Source organism: Neisseria wadsworthii 9715, from assembly GCF_000227765.1.
Taxonomy (GTDB): domain Bacteria; phylum Pseudomonadota; class Gammaproteobacteria; order Burkholderiales; family Neisseriaceae; genus Neisseria; species Neisseria wadsworthii.
Map to the genome: position 1 here is coordinate 823,001 of NZ_JH165159.1, position 24,993 is coordinate 847,993.

The window sequence follows — 24,993 nt, forward strand, 5'->3', positions numbered from 1 at the left end:
CGTGAATGAACCGAAGCAATCCAAGGTTTGGTACAAAGAACCGTGGCCTTGGATTCTGATGGCAGGTCCCGCCATTGTGGTGGTAGCGGCGATTACCACTTTCTTTATTGCCAAAACCAATAATTCGGATTTGGTGATTGATGATTATTATAAAGACGGTAAATACATTAACCTGCAAATCGAACGTGATCGGGAAGCGCAGAAGCGTAATATTCAGGCTCAAGTGTTGATCAGCCCTTCGAATGATGCGGCTAAAGTGTTTATCAGTGGTGATTTTAATCCGAAAGAACCGATTAATATTTTGTTCATGCATCCGGCACGGCAAGCAGATGACCAAACAGTTAAGCTTCAGGCGGGTTCTGGGGGATTATCCGGTGACAAGCACGAATATAATGCTGTATTTAAGCCGCTTCCTCCTGCCAAGCATTGGTATGTGCGCGTTGAGGATGTTGGAGGTAAATGGCGTGTGGAAAATAAATGGCAGGTGAATAAAGGCAATGCATTAACGCTTTCTCCTATGGAAAAGCTGCCGGAGGCAGGCGGTTGAAGATGTTAGCGTGCCACCATAAAGCTTTGCCATGCTGTTCAAGTTGCTAACAGAGATGCCTGTCTGAAAACTTTTCAGACAGGCATTTTTGAATGATGTAAAGATTATGCAAAAAAGCCATTAAAGCTAAATTTGGCGCACGCAGCAAAAGCCTTAGCTTTAAACAGCCTCCCGTGTTAACATTACGGTAACATCAAATTACATTCCGTTGGAAAAATACGATATTAGGATTGAAAGTACCATGGACGATTTAATCAAAGAAGCAGCCCTTCATTTCCACGAACACCCGTTTCCGGGCAAAATTCAAGTAGCGCCGACCAAGCCTTTGGCTACCCAGTATGATCTTTCGCTGGCGTATTCGCCAGGCGTAGCCGCGCCTTGTATGGAAATCTATAATGACCCGCTCGCCTCATATAAATACACGGCACGAGGCAATTTGGTTGCAGTTATTTCCAATGGTACGGCTGTTTTAGGCTTAGGCAATATCGGTGCGCTAGCCGGTAAACCCGTGATGGAAGGTAAGGGGGTATTGTTTAAGAAGTTTGCGGGTATTGACGTTTTTGATATTGAGGTAAATGAAACAGACCCTGATAAATTGGTTGAAATTATCGCTTCTTTAGAGCCGACATTCGGCGGCATTAATTTGGAAGATATTAAAGCACCAGAATGTTTCTATATCGAGAAAAAACTGCGTGAACGTTGTAATATCCCTGTATTCCACGATGATCAGCACGGCACGGCCATCATCACTGCGGCGGCAGTAATTAACGGCTTACGTGTGGTGGGCAAAGACATTGCTGATGTGAGCTTGGTGTGTTCCGGAGCCGGTGCGGCGGCGATTGCCTGCTTGGATTTGTTGGTTGCGCTGGGTATGAAAACCGAAAACATCACGGTTTGCGATTCAAAAGGTGTTATTTACCAAACCCGAGAAGACCGTGAACGCATGGATGAATCCAAAATCCGTTATGCCATCGCAGATAACGGCCAGCGAGTGTTGGCCGATGCAGTTGCGGGTAAAGATATCTTCTTAGGTCTCTCAGGCCCGAATCTCTTAAGTGTTGAGATGCTTAAGACTATGAATGACAAGCCGATCGTGCTGGCTTTGGCGAACCCGCAGCCTGAAATTTGGCCGCCTGAAGCCAAAGCTGCGCGCCCCGATGTGGTAATCGGTACGGGCCGTTCGGATTTCCCCAACCAAGTGAACAATGTATTGTGTTTCCCGTTCATTTTCCGCGGCGCGCTGGATGTGGGTGCAACCACCATCAACGAAGAAATGAAGCTGGCATGTGTACGCGCGATTGCCGATTTGGCGATGGCGGAGTCGAGTGCGGAAGTGGCCGGAGCGTATGAAGATGCTGACCTGACTTTCGGCCCGGAGTATCTGATTCCGAAACCGTTCGACCCGCGTCTGATTGCGAAAATCGCGCCGGCTGTGGCGCAGGCGGCAATGGATTCCGGCGTGGCAACCCGTCCGATTACCGACATGGATGCCTATGTTGAGAAGCTGAACCAGTTCGTTTATAAAACCAGCTTGTTTATGCGCCCGATATTTAATCAAGCGCGCAAACAGATTAAGCGCATTGTGCTGACCGAGGGCGAAGACGAGCGTATTTTGCACGCTGCGCAGCAAGTGGTTTCGCAAAAACTGGCTTTCCCGATTTTGGTGGGGCAGCGCAAAGTGATCGAAGAGCGTTTGCAGTCGCAAGGCTTGACCATTCAGCCGGGGCGTGATTTCGAGCTGATTGATATTGATGATAATCCACGCTTTGAAGCAAGCTGGAAAGAATATTACCGCTTGCGCCAGCGCAAGGGCGTTACCGAAGAAATGGCACGCCGCCGTGTTCGAGCCAACAGCACGTTGATCGGCGCATTGATGGTGCGCTTGGGTCATGCCGACGGTATGTTGTGCGGCACAATGGGGCGTTTTTACGATCATTTTGCTATTTTTGAGGAAGTGATTGGTTACAATAATCCTGAAAAACATGCGTTTGCCATGAATGCGTTGATTTCCAATAAAGGCAACTTCTTTATTGCGGACACTTATATCAACGAAGATCCGGATGCCGAGCAATTGGCTAAGGGTACTTTGATGTGCGCTAAAGAAATGAAGCGTTTCGGTATCAAGCCGAAAGTGGCGCTGGTGTCTAATTCGAACTATGGTTCGCGCCATGATAAAGATGCCGTGAAAATGCAAGGCGCGCTTGAAATGATACGCGAGCTGGATCCTGAATTGGAAATCGATGGCGAAATGCAGGCAGACGTGGCAATGGATGAAGAAATGCGTAAATCCATTTATCCGGAAACCACACTGACAGGTTCCGCCAATCTGCTGGTGATGCCCAACGTTGAAGCCGCCAATATCAGCTATAACCTGTTGCGCGTGAATGCAACCAACGGTATTACAGTCGGCCCGATTTTGATGGGTATGAATAAACCTGTGCATATTGTGACGCCGATATCTACCGTGCGCCGCATAGTCAATATGATTGCATTAACTGCCGTAGATGCGCAGCGTCAATAAGCTTGATTGAGCATGAATGCCTGTCTGAAAAAAATGTTCAGACAGGCATAGTTGTTATTACAGACTTTCGGCAGGCGCGCTTATCCTTTAAAATAAGCAGCGTTTTATTTCAGGAGCCGATTCGTGGAATGTCCGATATGCAATGCGCGAGACGAAGACGTTTTGTTGCAAACCGATAAATTACGTGTGATTGCTGTGCATAATGAGGCCCATGCTCCGGCTTTCTGCCGCGTTATCTGGCAGCAACATGTTGCGGAGATGACCGACCTGTCGGCAGTAGAGCGTAATGAATTAATGGATGTGGTGTATCGCGTGGAAAGCGCGATGCGCGAGGTGTTTAAGCCTGCCAAAATCAATTTGGCCAGTTTGGGCAACGTGGTTCCGCATTTGCATTGGCATGTGATTGCCCGTTTTACCGATGATGCACATTTCCCCGCACCTATCTGGGCAGTACCCAAGCGCACGTCTGCCGTTGCGCTGCCAAAAGATTGGCCGCAACAGATCAAAGCATTAATCAATTAAACTAAACGAAAAGGAAACAATATGGATTGGCAAACCTCACGCCGTAATTTGTTGCGCGCAGGAGCGGCGGTGGTCGGTGCCGGTGTGTTGCAGGCCTGTACGGGCGGGGCACAAAAAAAGCCGACTGTGAAATCTACCGGAAAAGCCGTGCCTGTTCAGCCGAAGCCGACCATTAAACGTTCAGGAAAAAATGTGTTAAGAGTTGTTGCACCTTCCGGTTTTGCGGAAGATAGAAACCGTATCGAAATCGGTTTGACCCGTCTTTACAATGCCGGGTTCACTGTAACTAACCAAGAAGCTGCTTATCGCCGTTATCAGCGTTTTGCCGGTGCAGATGCTCAGCGGATTGCTGACTTTCAGGATGTTGCCTCCGGCCGTGTGCCCGCGCCGAAAGTGTTAATGGGGCTGCGTGGCGGTTATGGTGCGGCACGATTGCTGCCTCATATCGATTTTGCTTCGCTTGGTGCAAGAATGCGGGAGCGCCAAACACTGTTTTTGGGTTTTAGCGACGTGTGCGCTATCCAACTCGCGCTTTTGGCTAAAGGCAATATGATGAGCTTTGCCGGGCCTATGGTGTATAGTGAATTCGGTAAAACCATGCCTAGCCCTTATACAATGGATTCATTTATCAACGGTACCACTAATACGCAAAACACTATTACCGTGTCATCTATTCAGCGAAAAGGTGTGAGTGCGGAAGGTACGCTTTGGGGAGGGAACCTAAGTGTGCTGGCATCTTTGGTGGGATCGCCTTATATGCCTGATATTCAGGGCGGTATTCTGTTTTTGGAGGATGTGGGTGAACAGCCCTACCGTATCGAGCGTATGCTGCAAACCTTGCTTTTGGCAGGTATATTGCAAAAGCAGCAAGCCATTATTTTGGGTGATTTCCGCATGGGTACTATCCGTGATATTTATGACAGTAGCTATGATTTTACTAATGTAATCAACATCATTAGCCGAGTAGCCAAAGTCCCTGTGTTAACCGGTTTCCCGTTTGGCCATATTACTAATAAATCTACTTTCCCATTGGGCGGACATGCGAAAGTAAAACCGAGTTCGGACGGAGGCTATTCTGTGACGTTCAGCGGTTATCCGGTTTTAGACAAAACCACTTTGGCTTTGGATACGCTGATTCCGCCGCCGGTATCGTTTGAAGACCCGTTAAGCGGATACAATCAGATTATCGAAGAAAAAGGTGATTTGGAATAATTTGGCACTGATATTGCCATTCATAGACCATAGTTAACCTGTTTTATAGAATTGAGCACAATGCCTGTCTGAATAACAAAACGTTTCAGACAGGCATTCTTTGTTGATTGGTTTTAAATATTTTATGCGGTGCTTGCAGCGCTGTTTGTGGAGGCGTATCTTCTTATATATTGATTTCGCTATAAACACAATTTAATAATTTATGTTATAGTCGCTTTTCAATTTTATTGCTAAATATTTATTTTATATGTTATGAAGTTTTGTTAATGCCACTATAGTTAAGTCAATAACAACTGGTAAATATATTGATGGATACACAAGTTATGCTACGCCAAATCATACGTTCCGATATTCAAGCAATGACTGCCTATGCTGTGGCAGATGTGCCTTTAAACTGTATTAAGCTCGATGCAATGGAGATGCCGTACCGTTATCCGGACGAACTGAAAACACAATTAGGAAAACTTCTGGCAGAAGCGCCGGAGAATCTTTATCCCAATCCGGCTACCAGCGGGCTTCAAGAAGCATTGCGTCAGACTTTTGGCATATCTGATGCTGCGAATATTGTTCTGGGTAACGGTTCCGATGAGTTAATCCAATTACTTACCATGCTGGTTGCCAAACCCGGCGCTAAAGTTTTAGCTTTGGAGCCGAGCTTTGTTATGTATCGACACAATGCCCGCCTGTTTGGCTTGGAATATGTCGGGGTTTCGCTGAATCAAGATTTCACGATGAATCTACCGGCCGTGTTGGCCGCGATTGAAAAACACCAACCTGCTTTGATATTTGTGGCTTACCCCAATAATCCTACAGGGGTTTGCTTTGAGCGGGATGAAGTGCAGATGATTATTGATTTGGCTCCGGGAATTGTGGTGGTTGATGAAGCTTATGGGGCGTTCAGCCGAGATAGTTTTTTGCCGCAAGCCGGCAGTTGTGAGCGTCTAGTGGTTATGCGCACACTGAGCAAAATCGGCTTTGCCGGTTTACGGATTGGCTATGCCGCCGGCCATCCGATGGTGATGCAGGAGCTGACGAAAATCGTGCCGCCTTATAATATGAACCAACTAAGCCTTGCTGCTGCTAAATTTGCTTTGCAAAATCAAAACTGGATTACACAGCATATTGATATTTTGAAGCAGGAACGAAGCCGTTTAAGTGAAGCACTCTTAGCATTAGGGATTGAAGTTTTTCCCAGTGAAGCTAATTTTATTACGGTAAAAGTGAATGATGCCGAAAAAGTATTTGAAACTTTATGGCAGAATAACATTCTTATTAAAAAACTACATGGAATGCATCCGTTGTTGGCGCAATGTCTGCGCATTACCGTAGGCACACCTGAACAGAATGATGCCGTTTTAAATATTTTAAAAAATATTACAACATCAATCTTGAAACCAAATTAATAAAGTAAGCGAACTTTTTATGAAAACCAAAAAAGAAATCCGTAATGAAAATTTCAACCGCTTGATTGAAGAAGCAGGTTCCATTTCCGAGCTGGCACGGCGTTGCGGTTATGAGAATCCCGCTTCACTCTATCAGCTGAGAGTGCGTTTGAATAAACAGGAAGAGGGTAGCCGTGGTATCACCAATACACTGTCGGCTAAGTTGGAATCCGGTATGGGTAAGCCGCGTGGTTGGATGGATATTCCCCAAGAGAGCACAGTGGGCAGTTCGGGTACGGTATCGGGCAGTAGTGTTAGTGCAATTGATATGAGCAATGCCTCAGGCCGTGTCGTAACGGTAACGCGCAATACCAATGAAACCCAAATTACCATTTCGCTTAACCTGGATGGAACTGGTCGAAGTCGTTTTGATACAGGTGTGCCGTTTTTGGAGCACATGCTTGACCAAATTGCACGCCACAGCCTGATTGACTTAGACATTTCCTGCAAAGGTGATCTGCATATCGATGACCACCATACAGTGGAAGATATCGGTATCACACTCGGCCAAGCTCTGAAGCAGGCTTTGGGTGATAAAGCAGGTATCCGACGTTATGGTCATGCCTATGTGCCTTTGGATGAAGCTTTGAGCCGTGTGGTGATTGATCTTTCCGGCCGTCCAGGTTTAGTGTATAACCTTAATTTCACTCGAGCATGGATCGGTAAATTCGACGTTGATCTATTCAGCGAGTTTTTCCACGGTTTAGTGAATCACAGTATGATGACATTGCACATTGATAATCTGAGTGGTTACAATGCACACCATCAAGCTGAAACTGTATTTAAAGCGTTTGGCCGTGCATTGCGTATGGCGGTAGAACATGATCCGAGAATGGCTGGCCAAATGCCGTCAACCAAGGGTACTTTAACTGCATAGGGCTCCATCGTGGTTGAGTCAGTTAGCCGCTTTCGCGTCGCACTTTCAGACAGGCATATGCCTGTCTGAAAATGTTTTAAAGTCTTCAAAATATATACGTAAGGTTTGTGTGTAATGAAAATAGCAATAGTCGATTACGGCATGGGTAATCTACATTCGGTTTTAAAATCTGTTCAAGCGGCAGACAAGTTGGCCAATACCGGCGCGCAAATTGTACTGACTGACAAACCGGAAGATGTGTTTTCTGCTGATAAAATTATTTTTCCGGGGCAGGGCGCCATGCCTGATTGTATGACCGCTTTGCAACAGAGTGGTTTGGGTGAAGCTGTGTCCGATGGTTTGAAAAACAAACCTTTTTTCGGCATTTGCGTAGGCGCGCAGCTCTTGTTTGATCACAGCGAAGAAGGTTCCACAGCTGGATTAGGTTGGTTTAAAGGTGAAGTGAAGCGCTTCCCGGCTGATAACACCGATGCAGATGGTAATAAACTGAAAGTGCCACATATGGGTTGGAACAGTGTGCACCAAGTTTGCTCCCATCCTTTGTTTAAAGATATTCCCGATGAAACGCGTTTTTATTTTGTACACAGTTATTACTTTGCGCCACAGGAAGAAAGCATAATATTGGGCACCAGTGAATATCCTGAACCATTTGCGTGTATTGTCGGACGCGACAATGTGTTTGCCACCCAGTTTCATACTGAAAAAAGCCATGATGCGGGATTACTGTTGTTGCGTAATTTTTTACACTGGAACGGATAAATTGTGTTAAAATCACTAAATTATATTTCAGACAGGCATTTCTGAATAATGAAACGCCTGTCTGAAACGATAATGTTTACCGCGTTTCGTTTGAGTTAGGTCAGCTAATCATATTTTGATTGCGATAAATATTTTATTTGAATAATGGATTTGCCATGTTACTGATTCCTGCCATTGATTTGAAAAACGGCCAATGCGTGCGCTTGAAGCAAGGCTTGATGGATGAAGCAACCGTATTTTCAGACAAACCAGTCGAGATGGGGCGGCATTGGGTGGAACAGGGCGCGCGTCGTTTGCATTTGGTGGATTTGGATGGTGCATTTGCCGGTGAGCCGAAAAATTTTGAGGCTATCAGGGAGATTGTGGCCGTAACTTCACGTGATGTGCCGGTCCAATTGGGTGGCGGCATTCGTGATTTAGGTACCATCGAAAAATATTTGGGTTTAGGTTTGAGCTACGTCATAATCGGTACGGCAGCAGTCAAAAATCCTGATTTTGTGCGAGAGGCATGCAAAGAGTTTGCCGGGCACATTATTGTTGGTCTGGATGCAAAAGACGGCATGGTTGCCATTGATGGCTGGGCTACGGTAACCGACCATCATGTGATTGATTTAAGCAAACGATTTGAAGATGATGGTGTAAACAGCATTATTTATACAGATATCGGTCGCGACGGGATGATGAGCGGGGTTAATGTAGAAGCAACCGTTAAACTTGCCGAGGCTGTCGATATTCCTGTGATTGCTTCTGGCGGTTTAACGAATTTAGAAGACATTAAAGCATTGTGTGCAGTTCAGGAAAGCGGCATTGAAGGTGCCATCACAGGCCGGGCAATTTATGAAGGCAGTATTGATTTTGCCGAGGCCCAAACATTGGCGGATGAATTATCAAAGTAAGCAAGCATTTTACATTTATCTGGATTAATTAGTTTTATTAATAGCAATCTCGCAGCCTGCTAACGGGTTGAAATTAAATATATTAAACGAGATTGCATGCATATTCGCAGGGAATAGAAAAAATGTTGGAAGTATTTGTTTTAGGTTTTTGGCTGATATGGTCGTCTGAACGCGACATTTCAGCACTGATGGAGGGCTTGGCATTTGTCGGGCTTACTGTTCTGATTCGCAGCATCATGGTCTTTTCTCCGCCTGAAATTAACCAATTATTTTTTATTACGATGGGCATTGAATGGGCATTTGTATCTTTGATAATGTGGGCGATAAACCGTTATTCGACCACTTTCATTACTACTTTGCTGTTTGCGCTAATCGGCTCGGCATCTTATTATTGGTTATCGCAGCATTCGCTCGAAATTGCCGAAAAAATTATTACATAATTGAACAGATTGAACAGGCTGCTTGGCAAATAAAGCAGCCTGTCGTTATTTTGGAGTAGTAAAGGAATCGTTATGGCATTGGCAAAACGTATTATTCCATGTCTGGATGTAGAAAATGGTCGTGTTGTGAAAGGTGTCAACTTTATCGGCTTACGCGATGCGGGCAATCCGGTTGACGTAGCCAAACGTTACAATGACGAAGGTGCGGATGAATTGACATTTCTCGATATCACAGCATCTTCTGATAACCGCGACACCATTTTGCATGTCATTGAAGAAGTTGCCTCACAAGTGTTTATTCCACTAACAGTTGGTGGCGGTGTACGTTCTGTAGCAGATGTGCGCCGATTGTTAAATGCCGGTGCAGATAAGGCCAGCATTAATACTGCTGCCGTTACCAATCCCGATTTAATTAATGAAGCCAGTGGTTTTTTTGGTTCACAGGCAATTGTGGTAGCGATTGATGCCAAAGCCGTCAATCCTGAAAACACACGTTGGGAAGTATTTACCCACGGTGGGCGCAAAGCCACAGGTATTGATGCTGTTGAGTGGGCAAAAAACATGCAGATGCGCGGTGCAGGTGAGATTCTTTTAACCAGCATGGATAGAGATGGCACGAAAATAGGTTTCAACCTGCCGCTTACACGAACGATTAGCGAAGCAGTGGACATTCCTGTGATTGCATCAGGCGGTGTGGGTAACGTGCAGCACTTGATAGATGGCGTGAAAGAAGGTAAGGCTGATGCTGTGTTAGCGGCCAGTATTTTTCACTTTGGAGAAGTAAGTATTCGTGAAGCTAAGCTGGCAATGCAGGCCGCAGGAATAGAGATACGGCTTTAAATTAAAATCCGTTAAACTAATTTTTTAAGTTGATTCACTATGGTCAATCAACTTGACTTTTATTACAGCCTTGCGTCTTGCTATATCTGTGCTGTTTTGTATAAGCGGCCAGTTTCATAGCTATATAAAAAAGCGTACTCATTTTGAGTACGCTTAAAATTTGGAGAGAGTGTACAAATAAAGAATTAAAGCAAATATAGCAAGCTTGTTTCTTAGGCTCCTCAGGTTTGGGAGGAGTGTCGATCAATAGCTTAGGAAGGAATTAACTATCTGTTGCTAAAGAAATAGTTAGAAGATATCTTGTTTGTTAAACATCTAAAAATCACATCATTGATGCATCGATGCATTTTATTTCTTTGCTACAGTTAGTTTCTTAAATAAGCATGTTGCTTATTTTTTCAGACCTAATTGGATTTCGCCACCTTTGCTGAATTTGATTTCTTTAACAACGCTGAACTCTTGTGCTTGGCCGTTTACGAAAGCAGGGCGTAGCGTTTGGTTGGTCATCCATGCAATAGCTTGATTGTCGACGGTTGCGTTGCCGCTGGTGCGGGTAACACGAACATCTTTTACGGAGCCGTCTGTATTAATGGTAAGGCGTACGGCCAATTTGCCGTCAATTTTTGCTTGGGCTGCGCTCACTTCTTGGTTTTTTTGGAAGAATTGCAGGCTTTGTGCAGAAGCAGCTTGAGCAGACAACAGAGCAGCTGAAATAGCGATAGAAGAGAAGATAGTGCGGATAGACATTGTAAAACTCCTTGCGTAATGTGTTGAGTATAATTATTAGCATAAAATGCTAAATTTCTATATAAGAAGCATTTTCGACCTGTGTTGGTTTTAGGTCTTTTTTGCTTTTCGATGGGCTCATTGTGCCAAACATTTTTTTTATTTGCAATAGAATTAAAATGTCAAAACAAATTTATTTATTGCATTAAAAAATGGATAAACGGTTATTCTGGTTTTGTGATAGAGCAAAAATTAGCGCTTAGTGTTTAATGATAGCTGGATATTTGGCTTTTTATTTTATTTTATTTCAATTAAATTAGTTAGTTACTTTTAATAAGTTTAGTTCTAAATTATTTATATATGCATAATTTTATGCTTTTATCATTTAAAAATATACCAAATATCACCTTTATGTACCGATTGTTTAAATTTTATTTGTGTTGTATTTGTGATAATTGTAGACAATTTTGTGGTGAGGTTTTATGTAGATTGCTAGTTTTTTAGGCAATTGCTATTTTTATGGTATAGATAGTTGATTTTTTGTGATATTTGCATAAAAAATTTTTTCTAAATATTCATTTTAATTATTTTTGAAATATAATTTCAATTCTGGGTTTTTGAATTAGTGGATGACGGCTGGATAGCATTTGCTTGTAATTAAACTAGATCCATTTTGTGGGTATGTAATTAAATATTTTCAGGCAGCCTATTTATTCTTGGCTTAATCGGTGCTATTTTCTTTAAGGTATGCATGTTCATCTGCGTGCACTATGAGAAAAACAATTCAGGAGAACAATAATGACCTATCAATACACTCAAGCTGCCGACTTGAAAGTTGACAATCATCTCTACCATTTCATCGTTGAGGAAATCCTTCCTAAGCAAACCAAACATACGCCGGAAACGTTTTGGCAAGCGCTTTCCCGTTTGGTGCACAAATATGCGCCGAAAAACCGCGAGTTATTGGCCAAGCGGGATGAATTACAGTTGAAGCTGGACGAATGGCACAAAGCTAACCCTGGCCCGGTTCGCGATGAGGTGGCTTATCAGGCGTTTTTGCGTGAAATCGGTTATCTGGTTGATGCGCCGGCTTCTTTTAAAATTGTCACTCAAAATGTTGACCGTGAAATTGCCGAGCAGGCCGGCCCGCAATTAGTGGTGCCGATAAATAATGCGCGCTATGCGTTGAATGCTGCCAATGCACGCTGGGGCAGCCTGTATGATGCGCTTTACGGTACCAATGCGATTGATCAAACCGGCGATTTGGCGCCGGGTAAAGGCTACAATCCGAAGCGCGGTGATGCGGTTATTGCATTTGCGCGCAAGGTATTGGATGAAAGTTTGCCTTTGGCCAAAGGCAGCCATAAAGATGTGCTGGCTTACAGCGTAGACGGAGGGCAACTGAAAGCGAAATTGAAAGACGGCAGCGAAAGCGGCTTGAAGCAGCCTGAATTGTTTAAAGGTTATAACGGCAACCCGCAGGCGCCTTCTTCTTTATTATTCCTGCACAACGGTCTACACATTGATATTCTGATTGATAAAGACAGCCCTATCGGCAGCCAAGACCCCGCCGGTATTAAAGATATTGTGATGGAAGCGGCTTTATCCACCATTATGGACTGCGAAGACTCGGTGGCAGCGGTTGACGGCGAAGACAAAACTTTGGTTTACCGTAACTGGCTGGGCTTGATGAACGGTACTTTGGCGGAAGAAGTTGAGAAAAACGGCAAAACCTTTACCCGTAAGCTCAACCCCGACCGCGAATATACTGCGCCTGATGGTTCTTCTTTCAAGCTGCCTGGTCGGTCTATGCTGTTTATCCGTAATGTAGGCCATTTGATGACGACGCCGGCAGTATTGGATAAAGACGGTAACGAGATTCCCGAAGGCATTCTTGACGGTGTGATGACGGCAATGATTGCGCCTTTCGATTTGAACCGCAGTGAAAACACCAACAGCCGTTCAGGTTCGGTATATATTGTTAAACCGAAAATGCACGGGCCGGAAGAAGTGGCTTTTGCCAACGAATTGTTCGGCGCATTTGAAGATTTGGCCGGTTTGCCGCGCAATACTCTGAAAATGGGCGTGATGGACGAAGAGCGCCGCACTTCTGCTAATCTGGCGGCTTGTATCGAAGCGGCGAAAGAACGCTTGGTATTCATCAACACTGGCTTCCTCGACCGTACCGGTGATGAAATGCACACCTCCATGCATGCTGGTGCGATGGTACGCAAAGGCGATATGAAGTCGACCGATTGGATTAGGGCTTATGAGCATAACAATGTTCAGCAAGGTTTGGCCTGCGGCCTGCCGGGCAAAGCGCAAATCGGTAAAGGCATGTGGGCGATGCCTGATTTGATGGCGGAAATGTTGGAGCAGAAAATCGGCCATCCGAAGTCCGGTGCAACGACTGCTTGGGTTCCGTCGCCAACAGCCGCTACGCTGCATGCATTGCACTATCATCAAGTGAACGTATTTGATGTGCAGCGGGCTTTCCAAGCGCAAGACGATAAAAAAGTCCTGTCTGAAATCCTCACGATTCCGGTGGCTGAAAATACCGGCTGGTCGGCTGAAGAGAAACAGCAGGAGCTGGATAACAACTGTCAGGGTATTTTAGGCTATGTGGTTCGTTGGGTAGAGCAGGGCGTAGGTTGCTCGAAAGTGCCCGATATCCATAACGTAGGCCTGATGGAAGACCGCGCGACTTTGCGCATTTCCAGCCAGCATATTGCCAACTGGTTGCTGCACGGCGTGGTAAGCAAAGAGCAAGTGCGCGAAACTTTGGAGCGCATGGCTGCCGTAGTGGATAAACAAAACGAAGGCGATGCGGCTTACACGCCGATGGTTGGCCGCTTCGACAGCTCGCCCGCTTTCTTGGCGGCTTGCGATTTGGTGTTTAAAGGCACGGAGCAGCCCAACGGCTATACCGAGCCGCTGCTCCATTACTGGCGCCGCGTTGCCAAAGGCAACTAGCCTTTAGGCCGCAAGCGTGAACCAATGCCTGTCTGAAAAAGTTTTAACTTGGTTAAAGCCTGCTTTCAGACAGGCATTTCAGTTATAATCTACCGTAAACGGGGCATGTGCCCCGTATTTCCATTATAGATTGAGAAGATATGGCCACTTATTCCCTATTCATTACCTGCCCGCGGGGCTTGGAACCTGTATTGCAAACCGAGCTGGAAACACAAGGCTGCTCCGATATTCGGGCAACGGACGGGGGCGTGGCATGTAAAGGCGGCTTGGAACAAGTTTACCGCGTGAACCTGCACTCGCGCACCGCCAGCCGTGTGCTGCTGAGGCTGACCAAAGGTAGCTTCCGTAGCGAGCAGGATATTTACACTTTGGCGCGCAACATCCAATGGGATAACTGGTTTGATGTGCACAATACGTTTAAGGTCAAAGTGGAAGGCAAACGCGCACGGGTAAAGAGCCTGGATTTTACGGGGCTGAAAATCAAAGATGCTTTGTGCGACAGCTTTCGAGGGCAAACAGGCAGCAGACCCAGCGTGGATAAACACCGTCCGGATGTGCGCGTTCACGCATTCATTAATGAAAACAATATTCAGATTTTTATCGATACCAGCGGCGAAGCGCTGTTTAAACGCGGATACAGGCAAGATGCGGGCGATGCGCCGCTGCGGGAAAATCTGGCGGCCGGATTGCTGATGCTGGCGGGTTACGACGGTACGCAGCCTTTCCAAGACCCGTTTTGCGGCAGCGGAACGATTGTCGTGGAGGCCGCTTGGATTGCGATACACCGTGCGCCTGGTTTGATGCGCCGTTTCGGGTTTGAACAGTTTAAAAATTTCGACCGTGCTTTGTGGATTCAAATCAAACAGGCGGCGCGCGATGCGGAAAAAGCGCACGCACCGGCACTTATCGGCGGTAGCGATAATGACCGCCACATGATACACACGGCTCAAGCCAACGCGCGGGCAGCAGAAGTGGATGCTTTCATACAGTTTTCAGTAAGCGATGCGCAGGATGTGCGCCCCAACGGCGCTGCCGGCATTATGCTTTCCAACCCGCCTTACGGCGTGCGCCTGGCCGAAGTGGAAGCCTTGCATGCGCTTTATCCGCAGCTCGGCGCATGGTTGAAGCTGCATTATGCGGGCTGGCTTATCGGCATGTTTACCGGCGACCGAGATATGCCCAAGCTGATGCGTTTGCAGCCCAAGCGTAAAATTCCGCTTTATAACGGCAACCTCGACTGCCGTCTGTTTCTTTTCGATATGGTTAAGGGCAGCAACCGCTGATGCCTGTCTGAAACGGATAATTTATGAATCATAATCATCAGGAAATGATGCGCTTATCCAAGCGCATGGCAGAGCTGGGCTTGTGTTCGCGTCGTGAAGCGGACGGCTATATCGAGCAGGGTTGGGTAAAAGTAAACGGCCAAACTGCGGTGCTAGGGCAGAAGGTGAGTTTGTCCGACCGCATCGACTTGGATAAAAAAGCGCATGAAAGTCAAGCGGGGCGGGTAACGATTTTGTTGAACAAGCCGGTAGGTTATGTGAGCGCCCAAGCTGAAAAAGGCTATGCGTCTGCCACTTCGTTGATTACGGAAGAAAACCGCTGGGAAGGCGATTCGAGCGGGATTGTGTTTAAAAAGAACCATTGCCGCAATCTGGCGCCGGCCGGCCGGTTGGATATTGATTCGGTCGGGCTGCTGGTGTTGACGCAAGACGGACGGATTGCCAAACAGCTGATTGGTGGGCAAAGCGGCATAGAAAAAGAATATCTGGTGCGGGTGAAAGGCACGCTTTCCGACGAAGGGTTGCGCTTGCTCAACCACGGCCTGAGCCTTGACGGCGAAAAATTGCGCCCCGCACAGGTTTCCTGGCAAAACCAAGACCAACTGCGTTTTATTTTGAAACAAGGTAAAAAGCGCCAAATCCGCCGCATGTGCGAATTGGTCGGCCTGCGGGTTGTGGGTTTGAAACGCATCCGCATGGGCAAAGTCAAACTGGGTGCGCTGCCGCCGGGTAAATGGCGCTATTTGGATAAAAAAGAAAAGTTTTAAGAATCAGCAGCAAATGCCTGTCTGAAAGCAAACAACTTGATAGCTGTTTGTTTTCAGACAGGCATTTGCTGTAACGGTACAGGTGCTACGATAGAAGGCGTAACCACGCCGAAGAAAAGTTAAGTTGCTTGATTATATCGCCCGCTTTATAAAGCACGGTCAAAATACAAGGGTACTTTCGCTGCCTTCGACATTGTGTTTACATAAGCCAGCAATTTCTCCGGTAGCTCCAAACCGCGGACCATGGTCAGATTACGCAGAATAGGGAAGATGAGAATGTCTTCCATACTTAATTTGCCGGCTAGGGTCTCGGTTGATACAACCAGCTTTTCCAGCTCTGCTAAATCAGTGTGCAATTGGGCCAAATATTGAGGAGTATTCGTTAGATGTTCTTCGAATTTGCCGATAGTTTCTTCTTTTTTCTTCACAAAATAATCGATTGCCGATTGGGTGGGATAGTCAGGTAACCCCAATTTGATATTACGCGGCCAAACCAGCTTGTTTTGATAGCTGCTTACTTTATCGAACCATGCCTGTATTTCGGGGCGGATAGCTTCGTCTAATTTGCCATCGGCATATTCTCTAACCCAGCGGACAATATCCAAGCTTTCTCCCATGTATGACCCATCGGGCTTTTGCAAAATAGGCACTTGCTTTGCGCCAATCATACTGATGGGTGTGTCTTCATCATCGTTAGCTAGGATAATCTGCTCAACATCAATATTGAAAAGGCCAAACGACATACGGGCACGAACACAAAAAGGGCAATGGTCATAAATATACAGCTTCATAATGCTTCTCCGTAGAGGGAATGGGTTTTAATAAAAAATATAACTTAGTTAAAAATTATTTTTAAAATATTTTAAATTGTAATTAAATGTATTAAAATTAAACTCAAAATAAATAAAGAAAACATTTTTTTACAATTGCAGTGTTGTATTATTTTTATGTATTCTTAGCATTTGTTTTTTCAGTAAATTTCAAAATTAAAAATAAACGGCATTTTTCTTAGATAAGCGGGATTATGCAAATTAATTGTTATTGTGTGAAAATTGCTTAAATTTTGAGCGGCGAAAATTTTACAACTTTCGTGTGCCGCCCTATACTTACAACATATTATCAGAGCTACAAGCTTAATGCGTATAGATTTTTTCAAACCCCTTGGCAATGCTGCATCAAAGCGTCAATGTTATGATGCAGTTGATTTGTAAATAAACTTGTTTCAGGCTTGCAGCATTATTAAATGTGTTTTTTATAATATTTAGTGGAGAGTACTATGAATTACGATAAAGCCGTATCAGAAATGTTGAACGTTGATGGTTCTATTGCTGCTGCTGTGGTTGATTATGCAAGCGGAATGCTTTTAGCCGGTGGCGGATCACCTTCCGTAGACTTGGAAATTGCGGCTGCCGGGCACACTGAAGTAGTTTCTTCAGAAATGAAAACCATGAAAATGCTGGGCATGAATGATGTTATCGAAGACATTCTGATTACATTGGGTAAACAATACCATTTGCTCCGCCCGTTAAAAAACCACGACGGTTTGTTCCTGTATTCTGTATTGGACAAATCTAAATCCAATTTGGCTTTGGCTCGTCGCTCTTTGGTTGAGGTAGAGCGTAATTTGGGCTGATTCTAAAGAGAGTTGGTAACGAATCCAGCCATCTTAACGGGCTGGATTTTTTATGGTTGGAATACAAGAATGCCTGTCTGAAAACCAGTTTCCAGACAGGCATTCTTGTATTCCAACGGCTTATTGTTACATGCGAGTGCGTTGACACGGTAGATTTTCTCTCTTTCGTTTGTCATGGCGGTTTAAGAATGCTTGGTTCGCGGCTGGATTTAGCCTATGCTTAACGCTACAATAATCCTTCAGGGAAACACTAGCGGGTAGAAACTATGACGATCACGTCCACCGTAAGCAGCCTTGCTCTGGATTTGGATAAATATCGCGATTGGTTTGATATTTATCTTAAAGGCCTGTCTGAAAAACATCAAAAGCTGCTGAAATCGGCACTGGATTTGGCCGAAGAATGCTATCCCGCAAATGCTGTAACGCATACCGGCGAATTACTGATCAGCAATTTATTGGGTGCGGCTCAAATGGTTTCTGAGATGGACTTGCTGCCGGATGCCGTGGCAGCCACCATCCTCACGGATATTTCCTCTTTTTGCGAAAATTGGCAGGAGAAAGTTACCGAAACGTGCGGTAAGCAAATATGCGATTTGGTGAAGGGTATCGATGAAATCCAAAAGCTGACTCATTTTGCCAAGGTTGATAATCTGGCTACGCCTGAAGAGCGGGCGGAGCAGGCCGAAACCATGCGGAAAATGTTACTGGCCATGGTGTCGGATATTCGGGTGGTGTTGATTAAACTGGCGCTCCGCACCCGTACGATGCAGTATCTCTGCCGTTTGCCGGATAGTGAGAAAAAGCGGGCGATTGCTAAAGAAACCTTGGATATTTTTGCTCCTTTGGCCAACCGCTTGGGAGTTTGGCAGCTCAAGTGGCAGCTGGAAGATTTGGGTTTCAGACATCAAGACCCTGAAAAATACAAAGAAATTGCCAATCTGCTGGATGAAAAGCGCACCGAGCGTTTGGAATATATTGAAAATTTTCTAAACATTTTGAGAAAAGAGTTAGATAAATACAATATCCACTATGATGTAGCCGGCCGACCCAAACATATTTATTCCATTTATAAAAAAATGGTTAAGAAAAAGCTTGGTTTTGAAGGTTTGTATGATATCCGTGCCGTGCGGATTTTGGTTGATACTGTGCCCGAGTGTTATACCACGCTCGGTATCGTACACAGTTTGTGGCAGCCCATCCCGGGTGAATTTGATGATTACATCGCTTATCCTAAAGCCAATGGCTACAAGAGCTTGCATACGGTTATCGTGGGGCCGGAAGATAAAGGTGTGGAGGTGCAAATCCGCACTTTTGAAATGCACCAATTCAACGAATTCGGCGTGGCGGCACACTGGCGCTACAAGGAAGGGGGTAAGGGCAATAGTGCTTACGAACAGAAAATCGCGTGGCTGCGCCAGCTTTTGGATTGGCGTGAAAATATGGCGGAAAGCGATCAAGAAGATCTTGCTTCAGCCTTTCAAACAGAATTATTTAACGACACGATTTACGTGTTGACGCCGCACGGCAAAGTGTTCTCACTACCGGCGGGCGCCACCCCGATAGATTTTGCTTACGCTTTGCATTCTGATTTGGGCAATCGCTGCAGAGGTGCAAAAGTAGATGGGCAGATTGTGCCGCTTTCCACGCCGCTGGAAAACGGCCAGCGGGTGGAGATTATTGCTGCCAAAGAGGGCGCGCCATCGGTAAACTGGCTGTATGAGGGCTGGGTAAAAAGCCCGCGCGCCATCAGCAAAATCCGCGCCTATATCCGTCAGCAGAACGCGGAGGCTGTGCGCGAAAACGGCAAGGCGCAGTTTGAAAAAGTGCTGGCCAAAACTTCCCCCAAACCTAATCAGCAAGAATTAAGCGAGAAGCTCGGGTTCAAAAAAATCGAAGATCTTTATACCGCCATAGGGCAGGGCGAAATCACGCCTCGAGCCATACAAAAGGCTTGCGGTATGTTGAATGAGCCGCCGCCTGCGCAGGTTAACGAAACCAGTATTGTCAAACGGTCGAAAATCAAATCCGATAATAAAAACGGGATTTTAATTGATGGCGAAGAGGGTTTGCTTACCACATTGGCCAAATGCTGCAAACCTGCGCCGCCCGACGATATTATCGGTTTTGTAACCCGGGAGCGGGGTATTTCGGTGCATCGAACCAACTGCCCGTCGTTTCAAAATCTTGCTAAGCAATCACCGGATAAAGTATTGCCTGCTTCTTGGGCGCAAATACAAGAAGGTCAGGTATTTGCGGTGGATATCGAAGTGCGCGCGCAAGACCGTAGCGGGCTGTTGCGTGATGTATCCGAAACATTGGCGCGCCATAAAATCAATGTGACAGCGGTTCAAACACATTCCCGTGATTTAGAAGCCAGTATGAGGTTTACTTTGGAAGTGAAACAAGTGAGCGAACTGCCCCGTGTTTTAACCAGCTTGAGCGAAGTTAAAGGTGTACTGAGCGTTACGCGGCTCTGATGTGCTATATACACTGAAAAAACGGAATGCCTGTCTGAAAACTTGTTAGAACTTGAGTTTTCAGACAGGCATTCCGTTTACCGAATTATGATTGGATTTATTTCAGCTGATCCAGCCAACGTTCTGCATCGAGCGCGGCCTGGCAGCCGGAAGCGGCGCTGGTAATGGCTTGGCGGTAGGTGTGGTCTTTCACGTCGCCGGCAGCCCAAACGCCTTCGATGTTGGTTAGGCCTACGTTATCGGCCGAGCCGCCTTTGGTTTTCAGATAGCCTGTTGCGTCCATATCGAGCTGGCCTTTGAAAATGGCGGTGTTGGGTTGGTGGCCGATGGCGATGAACACGCCTTTTACGGTGATGTCTTCGGTGTTGCCGTCGGTGTATTTCAGGCGGGCACCGGTTACGCCGCTGTCGTCGCCCAATACCTCGTCGAGGTTGGCGTTGAGTTTGAGGATGACTTTGCCTTCTTCGACGCGCTTCATCAATTTATCAACCATGATTTTTTCTGCACGGAAGGTGTCGCGGCGGTGGATGAGGGTAACAGTTTTGGCAATATTGGCCAGATACAGCGCCTCTTCCACGGCGGTGTTGCCGCCGCCGACCACGGCCACGTCTTCGCCTTTATAGAAGAACCCGTCGCAGGTGGCGCAGGCGGAAACGCCGCGGCCTGCAAAGGCTTCTTCGCTCGGCAGGCCGAGGTATTTGGCTGAAGCACCGGTAGCGATAATCAGAGCGTCGCATGTGTAGCTGCCCATATCGCCTTGCAGGGTAAACGGGCGGTTTTGCAGATCGACTGTGTGGATTTGGTCGAAAATCATTTCCGTACCGAAACGTTCGGCATGGGCTTGGAAACGGGCCATCAGTTCGGGGCCTTGCACGCCTTGGGCGTCTGCCGGCCAGTTGTCGACATCGGTGGTGGTCATCAATTGGCCGCCTTGTTCGATGCCGGTGATGATAACGGGCTGCAGGTTGGCGCGGGCGGCATAGATGGCGGCGGTGTAGCCTGCGGGGCCTGAGCCTAAGATGATGAGTTTGTGGTGTTTGGTTTCGCTCATGATAAATCCTGTGGTTATGCAGATAAGTTCAGATAGGCATTATGAATGACTTCATGCCTGTCTGAGAAAAGTGTAGCGTATTAACGGCGGCGGCCGAAACCGCGTTTGCCGCCCATGCTGCGCTGTTGGCGCGGTTGTTGGTAGTTGTTTTGCGCGTTATTGCTTTGACGGTAGGCGGATTGGTTGGCCTGTTGTGCGGCTTTTTGGCGCGGGGTCAGTTTGTTGGGTGCTTGGGCGGTTTTGCCGCGGTATTGTTGGGCGTATTGGGTGCGCACTTGTTGGGCGGCCGGGCTGTTGGCGGGGGCTTTGGTGAATTTGTTTGCCAAAGCGCTGCCGATAAAGGCACCTGCCGCGGCACCGATCAGGCTTTGCAGCAGCCAGCTGCCGGTTGACGGGTCATACATATATTGCTGGCCGTCGGTACCGGTAACCACTTCGCCGTTTTTGCCTTTTTCCTGCTCGGCGGGAGGAATGGTTTCGTTAACTGCGCTTGCAGCCAGCTGGTAAACAGTGGTGTCTTGTTGAGCCTGCAGTTGGGCAATCTGTTCTTGCTGGGCTTTCACTTGAGCTTCCAGCTCGGCTTGTTTGTTGTCGCCGCAGGCGGTAAGCGCAAGGGCGGAAAGGCTGATAAGGGCGAGGTATTTCTTCATAGGTATTCCGATTGTATCTTGTGGGTTTCAAACAGTTTTTAATATATAGCCAGATAATCGAATATTCAATAAACGGATTTGGCTGCGGCTGTTTAATGGTACAAGGGGGGGATGACAAAAACAGCAATGCCTGTCTGAAAGCTTTTCAGACAGGCATTGTTTGCTTTACTCGGGTTTTTTGAAGTGTTTTCGGCGTTCGTGTTCTTGCAGGTAACGCTTACGCAGGCGGATGGATTGCGGTGTGATTTCCACCAATTCGTCGTCGTCGATAAACTCAACCGCGCTTTCCAACGTCAGTTTGACCGGCGTGGTCAGGCGCACGGCTTCGTCGGTGCCGCTGGCGCGCACGTTGGTGAGTTTTTTGCCTTTCAGTGGGTTAACCACCAAATCGTTGTCGCGGCTGTGGATACCGATAATCATGCCTTCGTAAAGTTTGTCGCCGGGCGATACGAACATGCGGCCGCGGTCTTCCAAGTTCCACAATGCGTAAGCCACCGCTTCGCCTTGCTCTTGGGAAATCAACACGCCGTTGTGGCGGCCGGGCATATCGGGTTTCACCGGTGCGTAATCGTCGAAAACGTGGCTCATCAAGCCGACACCGCGGGTTAAGGTCATGAATTCGCCTTGGAAACCGATCAGGCCGCGGGCGGGGATGTGGTATTCCAAACGGGTGCGGCCGTTGCCGTCACTTTCCATATTGGTGAGTTCACCGCGGCGGCGGCCAAGCTCTTCCATTACCGCGCCTTGGTTGTCGTCGGGTACGTCAACGGTCAGGTTTTCATAAGGCTCACATTTTTGACCGTCGATTTCGCGGTAAACCACACGAGGTTTGCCGACGGCCAATTCGTAGCCTTCGCGGCGCATGTTTTCCAACAGAATGGTCAAGTGCAGTTCGCCGCGGCCGGATACGCGGAATACGTCGGCATCTTCGGTGTCTTCCACGCGTAGGGCAACGTTGGTGAGCAATTCTTTTTGCAAGCGGTCGCGGATTTGGCGGGAAGTAACGAATTTGCCTTCGGTGCCGGCCAGCGGAGAAGTGTTTACCATGAAGTCCATGGTTAAAGTCGGCTCGTCCACACTCAACATGGGCAGACCTTTGGGGTTGTCTTTATCGGTGATGGTGACGCCGATGCCGATGTCTTCAATACCGGAAATAATCACGATATCGCCGGCTTCCGCTTCTTCCAACGGCACGCGTTCCAAGCCTTTGAAGCCTAAAAGTTGGTTGATGCGGCCTTGTGCAACTTGTTTTTCGTGGTTCATCACGGCAACCACTTGGCCGGGTTTGATGCGTCCGTTCAAGATGCGGCCGATACCCAAGCGGCCGGTATAGTTGTCGTAGTCGAGTTGGGAAATTTGCAGTTGTAGGGTTTCGTCTGCGCTGCCGCTGGGGGGCGGGGTGTGTTTGAGAATGGTGTCGAACAATGGGCGCATGTCTTTGCTTTCGTCGCTTTCTTCCAACTTGGCGAAACCGCTCAAGCCTGAAGCGTAAATGATGGGGAAGTCTAATTGTTCGTCGGTTGCGCCGAGGCTGTCGAACAGCTCGAAAGTTTGGTCGATGACCCAGCTCGGACGCGCGCTCGGTTTGTCGATTTTGTTGATCACTACAATCGGGCGCAAACCTAAAGCCAAGGCTTTTTTGGTTACGAAACGGGTTTGCGGCATCGGGCCTTCTTGGGCGTCCACCAGCAAGACCACGCAATCCACCATGCCCAATACGCGCTCGACTTCGCCGCCGAAGTCGGCGTGTCCGGGGGTGTCGACGATGTTGATGTGGTAGCCTTCGTATTCGATGGCGGTATTTTTGGCAAGAATCGTGATGCCGCGTTCTTTTTCGATGTCGTTGCTGTCCATCACGCGTTCGTCAACCTGTTGGTTGGCGCGGAAGGTGCCGGATTGGCGCAGGAGTTGGTCAACCAGCGTGGTTTTGCCGTGGTCGACGTGGGCGATAATCGCAATATTGCGGATTTGTTTCATGTTTGTGCTTTAGCTAGAATTTGAAAAACTGTGAATTATAACATGCTTTTACCGGCTGAATGTCGGCAATAAAAAACAGGCGGTAAAGTTAATTAATGTAAAATCTAAATCTAATTGATAGAGCTTATCAAAATCGTATCAAATAAAACATTATTAAAAACAATATGCTGATATTTTCTTTGGGTAAAAAAGGTGCTATTTATTGTTGATAATTGTTTGTATTTTAAATAGAAAATTTGAAATATCCGGAATAGTTGATAAAATTTGAATCATAGAGAGCTGTACAAAAGAAACACATACTGTATCAAGACAGTAAACAATCATGGAATCATGAAAGGAATAACCATGCAAGGCAATCAAGCTGTAATTGATTATATGAACGAGTTGTTGGCGGGCGAATTGGCTGCGCGCGACCAATATTTTATCCATTCTCGTATGTATGCGGAATGGGGTTACAACAAATTATTTGAACGTATCGGCCATGAGATGGAAGATGAAACCGAGCATGCAGAAGCGTTTATCCGCCGTATCTTGATGCTGGGCGGCACGCCGAAAATGGTGCCTGCAGCTATTAATGTAGGTACTGATGTGGTTTCCATGCTTAAAGCCGATTTGAACACAGAGTTGGAAGTGCGCGCCGCTTTGAAAAAAGGTGTGAAGCTTTGCGAAGAGCAACAAGATTATGTTACCCGCGAATTGCTGGTTAATCAGTTGAAAGATACTGAAGAAGACCATGCACACTGGCTTGAGCAGCAGTTGCGCCTGATTGATATGGTCGGCATGCAAAACTATCTGCAAAGCCAAGTTTAATATTTCGAACCTTGAAAGGAGTCGATGATGCAAGGCGAACGTTCGGTAATCCGTGAGCTGAATATAAATCTAGGCTTGCTGCTGGTAACCATCAATCAATATTTCCTGCATGCCCGCATTTTGAAAAACTGGGGCTTTGAAGAATTAGGCGAGCATTTCTACAAACAATCTATTGTGGAAATGAAGGCTGCCGATGATCTTATTGAGCGCATTTTACTGCTGGAAGGTCTGCCTAACCTGCAAGACTTGGGCAAATTGCTGATTGGTGAAACCCCGGAAGAAATTATCCGTTGCGATTTGACTAAAGAGCAGGAAAAACATGATGCGTTGGTGGCTGCGATTGCCGAGTGCGAGGTTCAAGAGGATTATGTAAGCCGTGCACTGTTAACCGGTTTGAAAGACACCAATGAAGAACACATCGATTGGTTGGAAACCCAGCAAGAATTGATTGGCAATATGGGTTTGCACAACTATCTGCAATCTGCTGCGCAAGAGGACTAAGCAGGGTAACCCGCTTAGTAACAAACACTACCAAACTGACAACAGCTTTTGCGCAAGCTGTGGCAACAGCCCGTCATACTTGATGGGCT

Annotated in this window: 23 protein-coding genes; 17 read left to right on the top strand and 6 right to left on the bottom strand. The window is 46.7% G+C overall.

Annotation, left to right across the window (positions count from 1 at the left end; genetic code table 11):
- The first annotated feature begins 1 nt into the window (after nt 1).
- From HMPREF9370_RS03675 to hisF, 10 genes are all read left to right on the top strand, one after another.
- Nucleotides 2–547 carry a FixH family protein gene (locus tag HMPREF9370_RS03675; protein WP_009115974.1) on the top strand — a complete coding sequence of 182 codons (546 nt, stop codon included), beginning with the start codon at nt 2–4 and terminating at the stop codon, nt 545–547.
- Nucleotides 548–788: 241 nt separating this feature from the next.
- Nucleotides 789–3,068 carry an NADP-dependent malic enzyme gene (locus HMPREF9370_RS03680; RefSeq protein WP_009115975.1) on the top strand — a complete coding sequence of 760 codons (2,280 nt, stop codon included), beginning with the start codon at nt 789–791 and terminating at the stop codon, nt 3,066–3,068.
- Between the two features lie 123 nt (nt 3,069–3,191).
- The gene (locus HMPREF9370_RS03685) at nt 3,192–3,590 is read left to right on the top strand and encodes an HIT family protein (RefSeq protein ID WP_009115976.1); all 399 of its coding nucleotides are present in this window, start codon (nt 3,192–3,194) and stop codon (nt 3,588–3,590) included.
- 21 nt (nt 3,591–3,611) lie between these two features.
- Nucleotides 3,612–4,802, top strand: a complete 1,191-nt coding sequence (locus HMPREF9370_RS03690; RefSeq protein ID WP_009115977.1) for an LD-carboxypeptidase — start codon at nt 3,612–3,614, stop codon at nt 4,800–4,802.
- A 323-nt stretch (nt 4,803–5,125) separates the two neighbouring features.
- Entirely contained in the window at nt 5,126–6,205 is a 1,080-nt protein-coding gene (hisC, locus tag HMPREF9370_RS03695; protein ID WP_040666853.1) for a histidinol-phosphate transaminase, read from the top strand.
- Nucleotides 6,206–6,224: 19 nt separating this feature from the next.
- Nucleotides 6,225–7,121 carry an imidazoleglycerol-phosphate dehydratase HisB gene (hisB, locus tag HMPREF9370_RS03700; RefSeq protein WP_009115980.1) on the top strand — a complete coding sequence of 299 codons (897 nt, stop codon included), beginning with the start codon at nt 6,225–6,227 and terminating at the stop codon, nt 7,119–7,121.
- A gap of 114 nt (nt 7,122–7,235) precedes the next feature.
- Complete coding sequence (gene hisH, locus HMPREF9370_RS03705; RefSeq protein ID WP_009115981.1) at nt 7,236–7,880, top strand: imidazole glycerol phosphate synthase subunit HisH; 645 nt, start codon at nt 7,236–7,238, stop codon at nt 7,878–7,880.
- A 155-nt stretch (nt 7,881–8,035) separates the two neighbouring features.
- On the top strand, nt 8,036–8,776 hold the full coding sequence (gene hisA, locus HMPREF9370_RS03710; RefSeq protein ID WP_009115982.1) for a 1-(5-phosphoribosyl)-5-[(5-phosphoribosylamino)methylideneamino]imidazole-4-carboxamide isomerase: 741 nt from the start codon (nt 8,036–8,038) through the stop codon (nt 8,774–8,776).
- A 122-nt stretch (nt 8,777–8,898) separates the two neighbouring features.
- A complete protein-coding gene (locus HMPREF9370_RS03715) occupies nt 8,899–9,216 on the top strand; it encodes a hypothetical protein (RefSeq protein WP_009115983.1) in 318 nt (105 codons plus the stop codon).
- Nucleotides 9,217–9,288: 72 nt separating this feature from the next.
- Nucleotides 9,289–10,056, top strand: coding sequence for an imidazole glycerol phosphate synthase subunit HisF (gene hisF, locus HMPREF9370_RS03720; RefSeq protein ID WP_009115984.1), 768 nt, complete (start codon nt 9,289–9,291; stop codon nt 10,054–10,056).
- A 390-nt stretch (nt 10,057–10,446) separates the two neighbouring features.
- Here hisF and HMPREF9370_RS03725 read toward each other — a convergent pair whose 3' ends face one another.
- Nucleotides 10,447–10,803: an energy transducer TonB gene (locus HMPREF9370_RS03725; protein ID WP_009115985.1), complete on the bottom strand. Its 357-nt coding sequence runs from the start codon at nt 10,801–10,803 to the stop codon at nt 10,447–10,449.
- Nucleotides 10,804–11,580: 777 nt separating this feature from the next.
- Between HMPREF9370_RS03725 and HMPREF9370_RS03730 the strand changes: the two genes are divergently transcribed.
- From HMPREF9370_RS03730 to HMPREF9370_RS03740, 3 genes are all read left to right on the top strand, one after another.
- Nucleotides 11,581–13,755 (top strand): malate synthase G, encoded by a 2,175-nt coding sequence (locus HMPREF9370_RS03730; protein ID WP_009115987.1) that lies wholly within the window; start codon nt 11,581–11,583, stop codon nt 13,753–13,755.
- Nucleotides 13,756–13,895: 140 nt separating this feature from the next.
- Nucleotides 13,896–15,038 (top strand): THUMP domain-containing class I SAM-dependent RNA methyltransferase, encoded by a 1,143-nt coding sequence (locus tag HMPREF9370_RS03735; RefSeq protein ID WP_009115988.1) that lies wholly within the window; start codon nt 13,896–13,898, stop codon nt 15,036–15,038.
- A 23-nt stretch (nt 15,039–15,061) separates the two neighbouring features.
- A complete protein-coding gene (locus HMPREF9370_RS03740) occupies nt 15,062–15,805 on the top strand; it encodes a pseudouridine synthase (RefSeq protein ID WP_009115989.1) in 744 nt (247 codons plus the stop codon).
- A 146-nt stretch (nt 15,806–15,951) separates the two neighbouring features.
- Here HMPREF9370_RS03740 and grxB read toward each other — a convergent pair whose 3' ends face one another.
- A complete protein-coding gene (gene grxB / locus HMPREF9370_RS03745; protein ID WP_009115990.1) occupies nt 15,952–16,596 on the bottom strand; it encodes a glutaredoxin 2 in 645 nt (214 codons plus the stop codon).
- 485 nt (nt 16,597–17,081) lie between these two features.
- Here grxB and HMPREF9370_RS03750 point away from each other — a divergent pair, with 485 nt between their 5' ends.
- A complete protein-coding gene (locus HMPREF9370_RS03750) occupies nt 17,082–17,438 on the top strand; it encodes a hypothetical protein (protein ID WP_009115991.1) in 357 nt (118 codons plus the stop codon).
- Between the two features lie 50 nt (nt 17,439–17,488).
- Here HMPREF9370_RS03750 and HMPREF9370_RS12450 read toward each other — a convergent pair whose 3' ends face one another.
- On the bottom strand, nt 17,489–17,614 hold the full coding sequence (locus HMPREF9370_RS12450) for a hypothetical protein (protein WP_009115992.1): 126 nt from the start codon (nt 17,612–17,614) through the stop codon (nt 17,489–17,491).
- 90 nt (nt 17,615–17,704) lie between these two features.
- Between HMPREF9370_RS12450 and HMPREF9370_RS03755 the strand changes: the two genes are divergently transcribed.
- Complete coding sequence (locus HMPREF9370_RS03755; RefSeq protein WP_009115993.1) at nt 17,705–19,915, top strand: RelA/SpoT family protein; 2,211 nt, start codon at nt 17,705–17,707, stop codon at nt 19,913–19,915.
- 97 nt (nt 19,916–20,012) lie between these two features.
- Here HMPREF9370_RS03755 and trxB read toward each other — a convergent pair whose 3' ends face one another.
- The 3 genes from trxB to typA all read right to left on the bottom strand — a co-directional run bounded on the left by trxB (nt 20,013) and on the right by typA (nt 23,593).
- Complete coding sequence (trxB, locus tag HMPREF9370_RS03760; protein ID WP_009115994.1) at nt 20,013–20,966, bottom strand: thioredoxin-disulfide reductase; 954 nt, start codon at nt 20,964–20,966, stop codon at nt 20,013–20,015.
- 80 nt (nt 20,967–21,046) lie between these two features.
- A complete protein-coding gene (locus HMPREF9370_RS03765) occupies nt 21,047–21,616 on the bottom strand; it encodes a membrane protein (protein WP_009115995.1) in 570 nt (189 codons plus the stop codon).
- A gap of 165 nt (nt 21,617–21,781) precedes the next feature.
- The gene (gene typA, locus HMPREF9370_RS03770; RefSeq protein ID WP_009115997.1) at nt 21,782–23,593 is read right to left on the bottom strand and encodes a translational GTPase TypA; all 1,812 of its coding nucleotides are present in this window, start codon (nt 23,591–23,593) and stop codon (nt 21,782–21,784) included.
- 345 nt (nt 23,594–23,938) lie between these two features.
- Here typA and bfr (HMPREF9370_RS03775) point away from each other — a divergent pair, with 345 nt between their 5' ends.
- Complete coding sequence (gene bfr / locus HMPREF9370_RS03775; RefSeq protein ID WP_040666854.1) at nt 23,939–24,403, top strand: bacterioferritin; 465 nt, start codon at nt 23,939–23,941, stop codon at nt 24,401–24,403.
- A gap of 27 nt (nt 24,404–24,430) precedes the next feature.
- A complete protein-coding gene (gene bfr / locus HMPREF9370_RS03780; protein ID WP_040666856.1) occupies nt 24,431–24,904 on the top strand; it encodes a bacterioferritin in 474 nt (157 codons plus the stop codon).
- The last annotated feature ends 89 nt before the right edge of the window (nt 24,905–24,993 follow it).